The organism is Coralloluteibacterium thermophilum, assembly GCF_042654365.1.
GTDB classification, from domain to species: domain Bacteria; phylum Pseudomonadota; class Gammaproteobacteria; order Xanthomonadales; family Xanthomonadaceae; genus Coralloluteibacterium; species Coralloluteibacterium thermophilum.
The window spans coordinates 48,034-61,921 of the sequence record NZ_JBHSGG010000015.1 but is presented as its reverse complement, the minus strand read 5'-3'; the positions used below and the strand labels follow the sequence as shown (position 1 = coordinate 61,921).

The following is a 13,888-nucleotide window of genomic DNA, read 5'->3' as shown; positions in this document are numbered from 1 at the left end:
CGGTCGAGCACGGCGCTGGCGCGGGAACCTCCACGTGCACGCGGCCTGCTCCTTCCCCCGCCTGCGGGGGAAGGCTGGGATGGGGGTGAGCGCGCGCAGCGCGTTGTTCGACGAGTGAGTGAAAAGGAGTTGAGGAACGACTACGCCCCCGGCCCCACCTCTCACTTCATATCCCACTCATCGCCGAAGAGCGCTCCTTACCCCGCCTGGAGAGGAAGGCCGGGATGGGAGGTTGAGCGCGCGCAGCGCGCTGCTCGAGGAGTCAGGAAAGGCATGAGGAACGGGTACGGCCACCAGCGCAGCCCTCTCGCTTCCCGTTCCTCATGTCCCTCTGCTCACTCCTCCGCGTCCGGCGCCACGACGTGGTCGTCGAACAGAGAGACGATCCGCGCCTCGTCGAGCGCGCCGCCGGCCTGGATGCGCTCGGCCTCCTCGAAGAGGGGAACGATCAGCGCCATGCCGTCGACCTCCATCGCCAGGCGCAGGCCGCCGTGCCTCGCGGCACGACGCTGCCATTCGTCGCGGACCCGCTCCCAGAACGCCGAGGTGGCCTGCCAGTAGGCGTAGGTGGGGCCGAAGTCCACCTCGCGGGTGCGGCGGTAGTCGTTGAAGCCGAACTCGCGCGCCAGCGTGCGCACCGTGGCGCCGTCCGCCGCACGCACCACCTTGGTGTTGTCCTGCTCGTGGGTCCACCCGCCGGGGACGATGGTGTGCCGGTTCTCGACGTTGAGGGCGTTGTAGTCGTCGCGCTTGGTGTACTCGCGCCGCGGCAGCGGCCGCCAGCTGCGGTCCGAGGTCCAGGTGGCGACACCGTAGCGGTGGTTCCAGCGCCCGGTGCCGCAGTAGCGCGGGGCGTCGCTGACCTCGTAGACGCACTGGGTCCAGGCGCCGCGCGTGGCGTCCGGCGCCAGCGGCCGCAGGGTCCAGGTCTGGTCGCTGCTGAATTCCAGACGCGCGCGGGCCTCGTACTCCCAGTCCTGCCGCCAGTGCTTGGTCACGTGGCCGCCGTCGGAGACCAGGATGTGCTGCAGCACGATGCGGGTGGGACTGTCCTCGACCACGATCACCACCTCGTTGCCGCCGCTGCGCATCGCCGGCCGACGCTCGTAGCCCTCGGCGAGCAGCACCGTCTCGGCGAAGTCGAAGTCCACCTCGTACTCCCCCTGCATGGCGAGGATGGCGGCGCGGTCGCGCGCGGGATCCGCGGCGGGCCGCGCGTCGCCCGCCGGCGCGGGAGGCGCCGGCCGCGGCTCGGGCGCCGCGGCGCAACCGGTTACTGCGGCGAGGGCGAGCGGAAGCAGGACGTGCAGGGGGGAGGCGGACATCGGGAACTTCCTTCCGGAACGGTGGGCGGTCATGGCCAGGAGACCTGCAGGCTGGCACCGACGTGGCGGCCGGGCTGGGTGTAGCGCAGCAGCGCCGGGCTGCCTTCGGCGAGGCCGGCCACCACGGCGCCCGAACCCCACCAGGTGCGGTCGGCGAGGTTGAAGACGCCGGCATCCAGCCGCATGCCCGGCGCGAGGTCCCAGCCGCCGAACAGGTCGAAGACCACGTAGCCCGGCGGCTCGAAGGCCGTCGCGCCGGCGACCGGCGGCCGGCGGTCGTTGCGCGCCGCGCCGCGCGCGGCCAGCTCGACCCGCCAGCGCGGCGCGTCGTAGGCCAGGCCCAGCGCCGCGGTGAACGGGTCGACGTCGCCGAGCGGCACGCCCTCGGACCGGTTCTCCCCGCGTGCGTAGGCGGCGGCCGCGCGCAGCGACCAGCCTTCCAGCGCGGACGCGAGCGCGCCGAGTTCGAGGCCCGCCTTCAGCTCGGCGCCGCGGATCTCCGCCTCGGTCACGTTCTGCGACTGGAACACCATCAGCCCGGCCTCGTTGAAGCCCACGAAGCGCTGCGACTCGATGAAGTCGTCGTAGCGGTTGAGGAAGCCCGACACGCTCAGGTAGCCGCGCGCGCCGGTCCGCCGCAGGCCGATCTCGTAGCCGTCGCTGGTCTCGGGACGGAGGTCGGGATTCGGCAGCGCGGTGTAGCCGAACTGCAGGTTGGTGAAGCCCATGTTGACGTCGTCGTAGGGCGGCGCCCGGAAGCCGCTCGCATAGCCGGCGTACAGCGACCAGTCGCCGCCCAGCCGCCACACCGCGCCGAACTTGGGCGATACACGCGTCCGCGCGAGGTCGGACACGGCCACGCCGGGGTTGTCCTCTTCGAAGATCGGATCGGCGCGCACCGCGAGCTCGTAGCGGTCCACGCGCACGCCCGGCACGAGGAGCAGCCTGCCGCCGGCGAGCGCCATCTCGTCCTGCAGGTAGAGCGCCGCGGTCGTGGTGCGGCTGAGCGGGAAGTCGCGCACCGGGAACACGTCCGGCGAGATCACGTTGGTGACGCCGCCGGTCAGCAGGTTGGTCGCACGGCCGTCGCGCTTCTGCGCCAGCTCGGTGCGCGCGAGGTCGAGGCCGTAGGTCAGGTCGTGCGCGATGCCTGCCGCGGCGACGTGCTTGTGCAGGGTGAGCATGGCGCCGGTGCGGCGCTGGTCGAAGCCGAAGCTGCGCTCGCGGCGCTGGTTGGGCTGGCCGACGCTCGCCGGCGCGATGCGCAGCTCGGCCGTCTCCTGCGTGGTCTCGCTGTCCTGCCGGTAGACCTGCCAGTGCAGGCTGTCCGCGAAGGGCGACGCCATCGCGTCCACCTCGTGCACGAGCGCCACGCGGGCGCGGGTCTGCAGGTCGTCGCCCTGGAGGTCGGCGACGATCGCGCCGGTCGCCGCGCTGAAGCCGCGCTGCGAGCGCACGTCGGTGCGCGCGCGGTCCTCGTTGCCCTCCACCGTCAGGCGCAGGCGCTGGTTCGGATCGACGTCCAGGACCAGCCGGGCGAGCAGGCTCCTGCCGTCGGTGTCCTGCGGGTTGGGGCGCGTGCGGGCGCTGCCGTCGCCGCCCGTCGTGCCCTGGTTGTCGCGGGCGTGGCCCTGGCGGTGCCCGGCGACGACCAGGCCGGACCAGCGCTCGCCGCGGAAGGCGGAGGTCGCGCCGAGGAACCAGCCCTCGGTCGCGCCGTGGTAGCCGAGCTTGAGCTGCGACGCGGCGTCGCGCCCGGGCGCGAGGTAGTCCTCGGGATCCTTGCCGACGAAGGCGACCACCCCGCCGAGCGCATCGGAGCCGTACAGCGCGCTGCCGGGGCCGCGCACCACCTCCACCCGCTTCAGCGTGTCGAGGTCGACGAGGTTGCGCCCCGCGTTGGAGAAGCTGCCGATGGAGAAGGCATCGGCCACCGGGATGCCGTCGGCGAGGATGGCGACGCGGTTGCCGCCGAGCCCGCGGATGCGGATGTCGCCGATGCCGAAGCGCGCCACGTCGCTGCCGACGCTGATGCCCGGTTCGTAGCGGAAGAGGTCGCCGAGGTCCCGCACCAGGGTGCGGTCCATGCGTTCGCGGTCGATCAGGTCGACCGTGGCCGGAACGTCCGCGACGGCGCGCGCGGTGCGGGTGGCGGTCACGGTGATGCGGTCGAGTTCGCGCGGCTGGGCGTCGGCCGGCTCCGCGGCGGCCGCCCGGGGCGCCGCGGGTACGAGCACGGCCGCGAGCACGGCCGCGGCCAGGGGATGAAGGGACATGGGTGGGATCCGTCGAAAAGAACCCGGGCGGGCTGACCGGCGGCGCCGGCGGCTGGCGGATCGGGTGGAGAGAGAAGCGTGGCGTCGGTCCCGCGGCGATACCGCGGGACCGCTGCGGGTCACTTGGTCAGGATGAGCTTGTCGTTGCGGGTGTGGCGCAGCCGGTACACCTGCCCCGCGTGGCGGATCAGGATTTCGCGGCCGCCCTTGAGCAGGGCCCCGCTGTCCACTTCGCGGCCGACCTGGCCGAGCGTCGAGGCGGGGCGCGCGGCGCCTTCGCGGTGGGGGAGCGGGGGGAGCGTGTGGAGGGGCATGGCGGAGTCCTCTGCGGCGTCGGGAATGGTGATGCTAACGATTCTCATTCACTCGTCAAGCGCGCCGTCGATCCCGCCGACAGACGGCATCTATCGATGTGCCCGCGCCACACGAGCTGCGAAGCCCGATGTGAAGCCGTCGCGCTCGCCTTGCCCGCCCGGGCCCCCTGCTCTAACCTGCCGCGCCTGCACACGCCGCCGTCACGCCGACCGCGCAACTGCGGTCCGTGACCACCTCTCGCGGTGTCGTTCCTTCCGGAGTTCCTTCCGCATGTTCCAGATCCTGTTCGGCCTGTTCGGCCTCGCGGTGCTGCTCGCCATCGCGTGGGCGTTCTCCGCCAACCGCCGCGCCGTGGACTGGCGGCTGGTGCTGACCGGCGTCGGACTGCAGATCGTGTTCGCCTGCCTGGTGCTGCTGACCTCGTTCGGCGAGCGCGCGTTCGGGGCGCTGTCCAGCGGCTTCATTGCCCTGCTCGGCTTCACCCAGAAGGGCGCGACCTTCATCTTCGGCCCCTTCGCCGACCCGCAGCTCATCGGCCAGGCCATCGCCAGCGGCCAGGGCCAGACCGACGCCGGCGCGTGGCAGGCCTTCGGCTTCATCTTCGCGTTCCAGGTGCTGCCCACCATCATCTTCTTCGCCGCGCTGATGGGCGTGCTCTACCACCTGGGCATCATGCAGCGCATCGTCGAGGCCATGGCCTGGGCGATCCGCAAGGTCATGCGGGTGTCGGGCGCGGAAACCCTGGCGACCTGCGCCAACGTCTTCATCGGCCAGACCGAGTCGCCGCTGGTGATCCGGCCGTTCGTCTCCAGCATGACCCGCTCCGAGCTGCTGACCCTGATGGTCGGCGGCATGGCCACCATCGCCGGCGGCGTCCTCGGGGCCTACGTCGCCATGCTCGGCGGCGGCGACCCCGAGCAGCAGGCCTACTTCGCGCGCCACCTGATCACCGCCAGCATCATGGCGGCGCCGGCCACCCTGGTGGTCGCCAAGATCCTGGTGCCCGAGACCGAGCGTTCCCTGACCGAGGGCCACGTGCGCGTGCCGGTCGAGAAGACCGCGGCCAACGTGATCGACGCGGCCGCCAGCGGCGCCGCCGACGGCCTGCGCCTCGCCCTCAACGTCGGCGCCATGCTGCTGGCCTTCGTCGCCCTGATCGCCCTGGTCGATGCGCCCATCGCCTGGCTCGGCGGCGTGACCGGCATCAACGAGGCGCTCGGCCGCGACCTCAGCATGTCGGTGATCCTGGGCTACGTGCTGTCGCCCATCGCCTGGGTGATCGGCGTGCCCTTGGGCGATGCGGTCAGCGTCGGCGGCCTGATCGGCACCAAGATCGTGCTCAACGAGTTCGTGGCCTACGCCGACCTGGCGCGGATCGGCGACGGCCTCTCGCCGCAGGCGACCCTGATCGCCACCTACGCACTGTGCGGCTTCGCCAACTTCAGCTCGATCGCGATCCAGATCGGCGGCATCGGCGGCATCGCGCCGGAGCGCCGCGGCGAGCTCGCGCAGCTGGGCCTGCGCGCGGTCCTGGGCGGCTCCATCGCCACCCTGATGACCGCGACCATCGCCGGCGTGCTCAGCCAGATCGCCGGGGCCTGACGCCCATGGCCGCGCGTCCGGTCGCCGTCGTCGGCTCGTTCAACCAGGACTTCGTCTGGCACGTCGAGCGCTTCAACGCGCCCGGCGAGACCCAGCTCGGGCGCTTCGACACCGGCCCCGGCGGCAAGGGCTCGAACCAGGCCATCGCCTGCGCCCGCCTCGGCGCCCCCACGCGCTTCGTGGCCGCGCTGGGCGACGACGCCATCGCAGCGCAGGCGCGTGCGCTGTTCGACGCCGAAGGCATCGACGCCCGCATCGAGACCCATGCGCAGGCCATGAGCGGCAGCGCGGCGATCCTGATCGATGCCTCCGCCCAGAACATGATCGTGGTCGGCGCCGGCGCCAACGCCCTGCTCTCGTCCGCCCACGTCGAGGCCGAGCGCGCGGCCATCGAGTCCGCCGCCGTCCTGCTGACCCAGCACGAGGTGAACCCCGACGCCACCCGCCGCGCGCTGGAGATCGCCGGCGCCGCCGGCGTGCTGCGCATCCACAACCCGGCACCGACCGTCGTCCCCGCCGCCGCGGCACCGCTCGACCAGGTCGACGTGCTCACGCCCAACGAAAGCGAGTTCGCCGACCTCCTCCGCGCCCACGCGGGGCTGTCGCTGGCGGCCGACGGCCTGCACGCCCTCGGCGACGACGACCTGCACGCCCTCTGCCTGCGCCTGCCGCCGCCGCGGATCGTCCTGACCCTGGGCGCCCGCGGCGCCTTCGTCTCGGACGCCGGCACCGGCGACGCGCCCGCCGGCCGCCTGCGCGTCCCGGCCCGCCCCGTCGTCGCCCGCGACACCACCGGCGCCGGCGACGCCTTCAACGCCGGCCTCGCCGTCGCCCTGGCCGAAGGCCAGCCCCTCGACCACGCCGTCCACTTCGCCACCCGCGTCGCGGCCCTCCAGGTGCAGCGCGAAGGCGCGGCGCGGGGGATGCCGTCGAGGAGCGAGGTGGAGCGGGAATGGGGAATCGGGAATCGGGACCTGGGGCGTGATGTGGAGCGGGAACGGGGAACAGGGAACGGGGAACTGTAGGTCGGGACCGCGTGCAGGTCCGCGCTCCGACGTACCGTCTTTGACCCGCCCTCCCGGCCTGAGACACTCTCCTGTTCCCTGTTCCCTGTTCCCCGATCCCGCTCCACCCCCAGGTCCCCATTCCCCATTCCCCACTCCCGCTTTACCCCAAAAGCCATGCTCCTCGGCCCCCACGCCATCCATCCGCCCGTCGTGCTCGCGCCCATGGCGGGCGTCACCGACAAGCCGTTCCGGCTGCTGTGCAAGCGGCTGGGCGCGGGGCTTGCGGTGTCGGAGATGACGACGGCGGACCCGCGGTTCTGGGGGACGGCGAAATCGCGGCACCGGATGGACCATGCGGGCGAGCCGGCACCGGTCTCGGTGCAGATCGCGGGAACGGAGCCGGCGCAGCTGGCCGACGCCGCACGCCACAACGTCGCGCACGGCGCGCAGATCATCGACATCAACATGGGCTGCCCGGCGAAGAAGGTGTGCAACGCCTGGGCGGGCTCCGCGCTGATGCGCGACGAGGCCCTGGTCGGCCGCATCCTGGATGCCGTGGTGCGCGCGGTGGACGTGCCGGTGACGCTGAAGATCCGCACCGGCTGGGACGCGCAGCACCGCAACGGGCTGGCCATCGCGCGCATCGCCGAGGCCGCCGGCATCGCCGCGCTCGCCGTGCACGGCCGCACGCGCGACCAGCACTACACCGGCCAGGCCGAGTACCGCACCATCGCCGAGATCAAGGCCGCGCTGCGCATCCCCGTACTCGCGAACGGCGACATCGACTCGCCGCAGAAGGCCGCGGCGGTGCTGGCCGAGACCGGTGCGGACGCGGTGATGATCGGCCGGGCGGCGCAGGGGCGGCCGTGGATCTTCCGCGGCATCGCCCACTATCTCGCCACCGGCGAACTGCTGCCGGAACCGGGCCCGGCCGAGGTGCGCGACATCCTCGTCGGCCACCTGGAGGCCCTGCATGCCTTCTACGGCGAGCAGTCGGGCGTGCGCATCGCGCGCAAGCACCTGGGCTGGTACGCCAAGGACCGGCCGGAGAACGCCGCCTTCCGCGCAGTGGTCAACCGGGCCGAAAGCGCGGAGGCGCAGATCGCCCTCACCCGCGACTACTTCGACGCCCTCGCCGCCGGAGCGACGCCGGCCCTGCCCACCGCGGCCTGACGCCGGAGCGCGGTACCCTGCCCCGCCCGCATCCGTGAGGGCGCCCATGCCGCGTTCGATCTCCCTCCTCCTGCTGTGGCTCGCCCTGGCGGGCGTCGCCGGCGCACAGACCGCCCCCGCCGCCGACCCGCCCGGGCAGATGCTCCTCGTCGGCGTGCGCACCGCGCCACCGTTCGTGATCGAGACCGAGGACGGCTACGCCGGCCTCGCGATCGAACTGTGGGAAGACATCGCCGCCGAGCGCGGCTGGCGCTTCGAGTACCGCGGCTACGGCCTGGAAGGCCTGCTCGATGCGGTCGCCGCCGACGAGGTGGACCTGGGCATCGGGGCCGTCACCGCGACCGCGGAGCGGATGACGCGCATGGACTTCAGCCATCCCATCACCAGCTCCGGCCTCGGCGTCGCCGTGCGCGACAGCGACGGCGCAGGCTGGCTCGCACTCGCCCGCGCCTTCGCCTCGCCGTAGTTGCTCAAGGTGATCGCGGGCCTGGGCCTGCTGCTGCTCGCGGTCGGCGTGCTCACCTGGCTCGCCGAGCGGCGGCGCAATGCCGAGCAGTTCGGTGGCGGCCCGGTGCGCGGGATCGGCTCGGGCTTCTGGTACGCGGCGGTCACCATGACCACCGTGGGCGACGGCGACAAGGCGCCCACGACGCTTCCCGGCCGGCTGATCGGGCTGGTGTGGATGTTCACCGCCCTCCTCCTGGTCTCGACCTTCACCGCGGCCATCGCCAGCGCGCTGACCGTGGGCCAGCTCGCCGGGCGCGTGCGCAGTGCGGACGACCTCGCCCACGTCCGCGTCGCCAGCCTCGCCGGCACCACCAGCGCGCAGTGGCTGGAGCGGCGCGGCATCGGCCACCGCAGCATGCCCGACCTCGGAAGCGCGCTCGACGCGGTCGCCCGCGACGGCGTCGATGCGGTGGTCTACGACGCGCCGCTGTTGCACTGGACGCTGGTCGCCGGCGGCCACGACGGGCGCCTGCGCGTGCTGCCGCTGGTCCTCGAGCGGCAGGACTACGCCTTTCCCCTGCCGCGCGGCAGCGCGCTGCGCGCGCCGCTCAACGAAGCGCTGCTCGCGCGGATCAACGCGCCCGACTGGAGCGAACGCAGCGCCCGCTATCTCGGCGAAGGCAGCTGATCGCGCCGCGCCGGAGAGGAATCAGTCGGCCGCCTCCGGCGCCGGTTCGTTCCAGATCCGCTGCCACAGCGCCCCCAGGCCGCCGCGCAGGCGCAGCTCCGGGCGCAACTGCGCGGGCGGGTCCAGCGGGGTCCAGCGGGTGCCGTCACGCGCGGCCACGGCGAAACTGAAGGTGTAGTCGGGCTCGTTGCCCATGCGCAGGTCGGACAGCACCAGGCGGCCGTCCTCGTCGACCCGGGCGCGCATGAAGCCGTGGTTGAACCAGGTCAGGCGCGCGACCGCCGGCACGTCGCGCGCCGCCTCCAGCGCCGCGATGTCCGAAGCGTAGTGGCGGAAGCGCATCGGCCCACGATCCGCGACCACCGAGCGCTCGCCGACGAGGTAGCCGTCCGGCGTCATCGCGACCACGTTCCACAGCAGGGTGTTGAGCGGCGTCGGCACCGAGAAGCGCGGCGCATCGGCATGCCCCGCCGCCGCGAGCGCCGCGGCGGCCTCGCGCTCCACCATCCACTTCGCCGTCAGCGACCAGCCGACGTAGGCGGTGCTGAGCAGCGCGCCCGCCAGAAGCCAGGGCCGCGCCCACCGGCGCGGCCCCGCGAAGGCCGCCGCGACCACGCCGGCGAGCAGCGGCAGCGTGTACAGCGGATCGATGATGAACAGGCTCGACCACATCGCCGGCCGCACCGGCAGCGGCCACAGCAACTGCGTGCCGTAGACGGTGAAGGCGTCCAGCAGGGGATGCGTCAGCAGGGCGAGCTGGATCGCCCACATCCAGGCCCGCGGCGCCTCGCGCACGGGCGTCCAGACGCGCCGCAGCAGGCTCCAGATCAACAGCCCGACGAAGGGCAGCACCAGCAGGGAGTGCGAGGGGCCGCGGTGCCAGGTCATGGTCGCGACCGGATCGTCGACGAGCATCAGGGGCAGCGAGTCGAGGTCGGGCAGCGTACCGAGCAGGGCACCGGCGACGAGGGCTGCGCGCCGGTGGCGCGCAGGCACGGAGAGGGCAGCCACGGTGCTGCCGAGGACGATCTGGGTCAGGGAATCCATCGCGGAATGCTACCCGGCGCGTCAAGGCCACCGCGCCTGGCGGCGATGGAACGGGGTGTGCCGGCCCGGCGTGCCTCCTGCCCTCCGGGACGGGACGCGCGGACCGTCGGCGCCGCGGCGCCATGCCGCCCTGGGCTCAGGCGCAGGAAAGCGGCGCAGGACGCCCTGGCATGGCATCGCGCGTCCATCCCGGCGCCGGCCCGTGCCGGCGCGTTCAGGCGACCTCGGCGAGCGCCGGCGGCGCGGCGTCCGGACGCGGTGCCAGCGTCGCGCGCACGTCGCCGTGGTGGCCCATCAGCACCAGGGTGCCGTCGGGCTCTTCGGCGAGCGCGGTCAGCGACTCCACCCAGTCGCCGTCGTTGGCGTAGACCAGGCCATCGTCCTCGAACAGGCCGGCGCGGTGGATGTGGCCGCACACCACGCCGTCGAGCCCGCGCCGGCGCGCGTCGTCCAGGCCGGCCTGCTGGAAGCGCGCGATGTAGCGCTCCGCCGCGCCGCTGCGGCGCTTGAGGAAGTCGGCCAGCGACCAGTAGCGCAGGCCCAGCCGGCGGCGCAGCGCGTTGACCCGGCGGTTGGCCTCGAGGATGCGCTCGTACAGCCAGTCGCCGAAGCGCTCCTGGAGGCCGCCGAACTGGGTCTGGCCGTCGTAGTCGTCGCCGTGGATCACCAGCAGGCGCCGGCCGTCCACGGTGGTGTGGATGGTGCGCCTGCGCACCTGCATGCGCGGCAGCACGAGCCCGCAGAAGCGGCGCATCGCGCGGTCGTGGTTGCCGGGGACGTAGATCAGCTCGGTGCCGGCGCGCGAGAGCGCGTGCAGGGCCTCGACCACGCGCTGCGCATCCTGGCCCCAGGCCGCACGACGCTCCGACATCCACCACAGGTCGACGATGTCGCCGACGAGGTACAGCCGGTCGCAGCGCAGCCCGCCGAGGAAGTCGGCGAGTTCGGCCGCATGGCAGTGGCGCGAGCCGAGGTGGAAGTCCGAGACGAACACCGCGCGGCGACGCGGCGGCAGGGTGAGGGGTGCGCTCATGCCGTGGCCTCCGTGCTGTCGGCCGGGTGGCCTGGGAGCGTGGGCGGGGGGGACCTTCGGGCCGCAGCGTCGGCGGCGCAGGACCCGATTTCCGGCGCGTCGCCGCGCTGCAGCGGGACTGCAGGCCGGGCGTCGGCGGGAACAGGGGCCGCACGGGCTTCGTCGCAGCCCGCGTGCGTTCCGTCGCCCGCGCTCCCGAGGTAGCGCGCCCGCTTCGCGGGGCGCAGGCGTTCGAGATCGACCTCGATCAGGCCGTCCACCGAGTCGCAGAAGTCCGGATCGACGCCGAACGCCAGGAAGCGCGCGCCGCCCGGCTCGCAGAGTTCCGTGTACTGGCGGTAGAGCATCGGCAGGGTCGCGCCCTGCGCGGCGAGGTTCTCGCGCAGCAGCGCGAAGGCGGCCTGTGCGTCCAGGGCGTCGAAGGCCGGGGCCGCGCCGCGGAACACGAAGGGCCGTCGCGCCCGCGCGCGGGGCGCGGCGTCGCCGTGGAAGCGCGCGTAGTAGGCGACGATCTGCTCGCGCGCATCCACCGGCGTCGCCGCGCTCATCGACACCGGGCCGAACAGGTAGCGCACGCCCGGGTTCCGCACGAGGTAGGCGCCGATGCCCTGCCACAGGTAGTCGATGCTGCGGCTGCCCCAGTAGTCCGGCACCACGAAGCTGCGGCCCAGCTCCATGCCGGCGGCGATGCGCGGGATCATGCTGTCGGCGTAGTCGAACAGCGACGCCGTATAGAACCCCGGCAGCCCCTTGCGGGCCAGCACCTCGGCACCGCGCGCGATGCGGTAGGCACCGGCGATGCGCGCGGCCTGCGCATCCCAGAGCACGATGTGCTCGTACCAGGCGTCGTAGGCGTCGATGTCGCGCGGGCGCCCCGTGCCCTCGCCCACCGCGCGGAAGGTCAGCTCGCGCAGGCGACCGATCTCGTGCAGCAGCACGGAGTCCATGGCGAGCCGACCCAGGCGGATCTCCTTGCCGTCGTGCGTGCGGCCGAGCAGGGTCAGCGGCGCGACCGCCGCGGCGACCTGCCCCGCGGGCACCTCGGGAGCGAGCGGCTGCGGCGCGGCGACACTGCGCCGCGGCGCGCGGCCGGTGCGGTCCAGCGCACGGCGCAGCGTCCGCAGGGCCTGGGCCGCCTCGACACCGGCAGGCACGCTGCAGGGCTCGCCCACGTGCAGGGCGATGGGCTTGCCGCGCCGCGCGAACATCTCGCGCGCCAGCAGGGCGGTGCCGGCCGGGCGGTAGAGCGTGGACGCACCGTAGAACAGCGCCGAGTTGCGCGCGGCGATGCGGATCGGCAGCACCGGCGCACCGGTGCCCTGGGCGAAGCGCAGGAAGCCGCGGCGCCAGCGGCCGTCGGTGACGCCGCGCCAGCCGAGGCGGGCCACTTCGCCCGCCGGGAAGACGATGACGCAGCCCTCGTTCTCCAGGGCCGCCTCGATCGCGCGCAGGCTGCCCGGTGCCGGCCTGCCGCCGAGGATGCGCACCGGCAGCAGCAGCTCCGAGAGATTGTCGAGCACCGACAGCACGTCGTTGGCGACGATGCGCACGTCGCGCCGGACCCGTCCCACGGCGTGGAGCAGGGCCAGCGCGTCGAGCGCGCCCGAGGGATGGTTGGCGACGATCAGCAGGCGGCCGCTCGCCGGGATGCGGGCGAGGTCCTCGGCATCGATGCGGTAGTCCGCCTGCAGGAACTCAAGCGCCGCCTCGACGAAGGCGAAGCCGCTCAGGTGCGTGCTGGTCGCGAGGAAGGCGTCGAGCGCGTCGAACCGCGACCAGCGGCCGAGCGTGCGCAGCAGCGGGCGGGCGACGCGGGCGCGGCGCCCCTGGAACCAGTGCGGGTAGCGGGCCTGCAGACGCTGTTCGAGCTTGAGCATGCGGCGACGCCGTGCTGCGGACTGCGCGCAGCGTGCGCGGCGTGGGCGACAACCGCGTTTCGCGCCCGCGTCAGCCGCGTGACAGCGCCGTCAAGCGATGCGGACCGGCGGATCGAAACGGCCGCGCACCCGGAACGGCAGACGGAACGTCATGCCCGCGGCCGGTTCCGCGGCGCGGGCGGCGGCATCCATGCCCTGCCAGGCCGTGGTCGCGACCAGCATCCCGGCGTCCGCGCCCGCGAACGCGGGACAGGTCGCCTGGCGGGCGGGCAGCGCCACGCTGCGCACCCGCCGGCCCTCGCCGTCGAAGGCGTCGATGCGGCCGGCCCCGTAACGGGCGTTCCAGAGCAGGCCGTCGGCGTCCACCACGGCCCCGTCGGGCGCGCCGTCGTCGCCCCCTGCGCGATGGAAGAGGCGGCGGTCGCCGCTGGGCAGGCCGGTCGCGGGATCCAGCGGAATGCGCCAGATCGTGCCCTCGCCGCCGTCTGCGAGATAGCCGGTGCCGCCGTCGGCGGAGAAGGCGATGGCGTTGGGGATCGTCAGGCCCGCATAGAGCCGGCGCAGCTCGCCGGCGCGGTACCAGTAGACCGCGGCCCTGCCGGGTTCGGCGTCGCGGCCGATGGTGCTGACCCAGAACGCGCCGCTGGGATGGGTGCGGGCGTCGTTGCTGCGGGTGTCCGGGCGGTCGGCCTCCAGCGGCCGGTGCAGGGTCAGGCGCCCGTCGGCGACCTCGCGGAGGTAGAGCCCGTCCTCGGCCGCGAGCAGTTGCCGGTCGGCGTCCACGGTCGCCATCGCCGAGGCCATGAACGGCAGCGCGTGGCTGCGCGCGCCGCCCCCGTCGAACCCCTGCTCGTGCAGGCGCCGGCCGAGGATGTCGAACCAGAACAGCCGCCCGAGCGGCGGGCTGGCGTGCGGCCCCTCGCCCAGCTCGCACGCGACCCCGGAGAACACCTCCGCCCCGCCCGCCTGCCGTGCCTCCTCCATCCGCGCCACCGTCCGCTCCTCGCCGTCCCGGATGCCCATCGGAACGGACCGGGCGCCACGGCGGCGCGAAGCGCATGAAGGCTGAACGGGCGCGGTGCATACTCGGAATCGGCC

At 73.7% G+C, this 13,888-nt stretch carries 12 protein-coding genes; 5 read left to right on the top strand and 7 right to left on the bottom strand.

All coding sequences use genetic code 11. The features are described from left to right. Positions 1-335 precede the first annotated feature (335 nt). The 3 genes from ACFO3Q_RS05795 to hemP all read right to left on the bottom strand — a co-directional run bounded on the left by ACFO3Q_RS05795 (position 336) and on the right by hemP (position 3,915). A complete protein-coding gene (locus tag ACFO3Q_RS05795) occupies positions 336-1,325 on the bottom strand; it encodes a DUF6607 family protein (protein ID WP_377003689.1) in 990 nt (329 codons plus the stop codon). A gap of 29 nt (positions 1,326-1,354) precedes the next feature. Further along, entirely contained in the window at positions 1,355-3,601 is a 2,247-nt protein-coding gene (locus ACFO3Q_RS05790) for a TonB-dependent hemoglobin/transferrin/lactoferrin family receptor (protein WP_377003688.1), read from the bottom strand. Between the two features lie 119 nt (positions 3,602-3,720). Further along, a complete protein-coding gene (hemP, locus tag ACFO3Q_RS05785) occupies positions 3,721-3,915 on the bottom strand; it encodes a hemin uptake protein HemP (protein WP_377003687.1) in 195 nt (64 codons plus the stop codon). Positions 3,916-4,186: 271 nt separating this feature from the next. Here hemP and ACFO3Q_RS05780 point away from each other — a divergent pair, with 271 nt between their 5' ends. The 5 genes from ACFO3Q_RS05780 to ACFO3Q_RS05760 all read left to right on the top strand — a co-directional run bounded on the left by ACFO3Q_RS05780 (position 4,187) and on the right by ACFO3Q_RS05760 (position 8,833). Beyond that, complete coding sequence (locus ACFO3Q_RS05780) at positions 4,187-5,518, top strand: NupC/NupG family nucleoside CNT transporter (protein WP_377003686.1); 1,332 nt, start codon at positions 4,187-4,189, stop codon at positions 5,516-5,518. A gap of 5 nt (positions 5,519-5,523) precedes the next feature. Beyond that, positions 5,524-6,543 carry a ribokinase gene (locus ACFO3Q_RS05775; protein ID WP_377003685.1) on the top strand — a complete coding sequence of 340 codons (1,020 nt, stop codon included), beginning with the start codon at positions 5,524-5,526 and terminating at the stop codon, positions 6,541-6,543. A 156-nt stretch (positions 6,544-6,699) separates the two neighbouring features. After that, entirely contained in the window at positions 6,700-7,698 is a 999-nt protein-coding gene (gene dusB / locus ACFO3Q_RS05770; RefSeq protein ID WP_377003684.1) for a tRNA dihydrouridine synthase DusB, read from the top strand. Positions 7,699-7,744: 46 nt separating this feature from the next. Continuing rightward, positions 7,745-8,164 (top strand): transporter substrate-binding domain-containing protein, encoded by a 420-nt coding sequence (locus tag ACFO3Q_RS05765; RefSeq protein WP_377003683.1) that lies wholly within the window; start codon positions 7,745-7,747, stop codon positions 8,162-8,164. A 9-nt stretch (positions 8,165-8,173) separates the two neighbouring features. Beyond that, positions 8,174-8,833 (top strand): ion channel, encoded by a 660-nt coding sequence (locus tag ACFO3Q_RS05760; protein ID WP_377003730.1) that lies wholly within the window; start codon positions 8,174-8,176, stop codon positions 8,831-8,833. 21 nt (positions 8,834-8,854) lie between these two features. Here the strand turns inward: ACFO3Q_RS05760 and ACFO3Q_RS05755 are convergent, their stop codons facing one another. From ACFO3Q_RS05755 to ACFO3Q_RS05740, 4 genes are all read right to left on the bottom strand, one after another. Further along, complete coding sequence (locus ACFO3Q_RS05755; RefSeq protein ID WP_377003682.1) at positions 8,855-9,880, bottom strand: metal-dependent hydrolase; 1,026 nt, start codon at positions 9,878-9,880, stop codon at positions 8,855-8,857. 214 nt (positions 9,881-10,094) lie between these two features. After that, entirely contained in the window at positions 10,095-10,913 is an 819-nt protein-coding gene (locus ACFO3Q_RS05750) for a UDP-2,3-diacylglucosamine diphosphatase (protein ID WP_377003681.1), read from the bottom strand. Then, the gene (gene olsF / locus ACFO3Q_RS05745) at positions 10,910-12,790 is read right to left on the bottom strand and encodes a bifunctional ornithine lipid synthase OlsF (protein WP_377003680.1); all 1,881 of its coding nucleotides are present in this window, start codon (positions 12,788-12,790) and stop codon (positions 10,910-10,912) included. The genes ACFO3Q_RS05750 and olsF overlap by 4 nt, the downstream gene beginning before the upstream one ends. 90 nt (positions 12,791-12,880) lie before the next feature. Continuing rightward, positions 12,881-13,813 carry an SMP-30/gluconolactonase/LRE family protein gene (locus ACFO3Q_RS05740; RefSeq protein WP_377003679.1) on the bottom strand — a complete coding sequence of 311 codons (933 nt, stop codon included), beginning with the start codon at positions 13,811-13,813 and terminating at the stop codon, positions 12,881-12,883. Positions 13,814-13,888 lie beyond the last annotated feature (75 nt).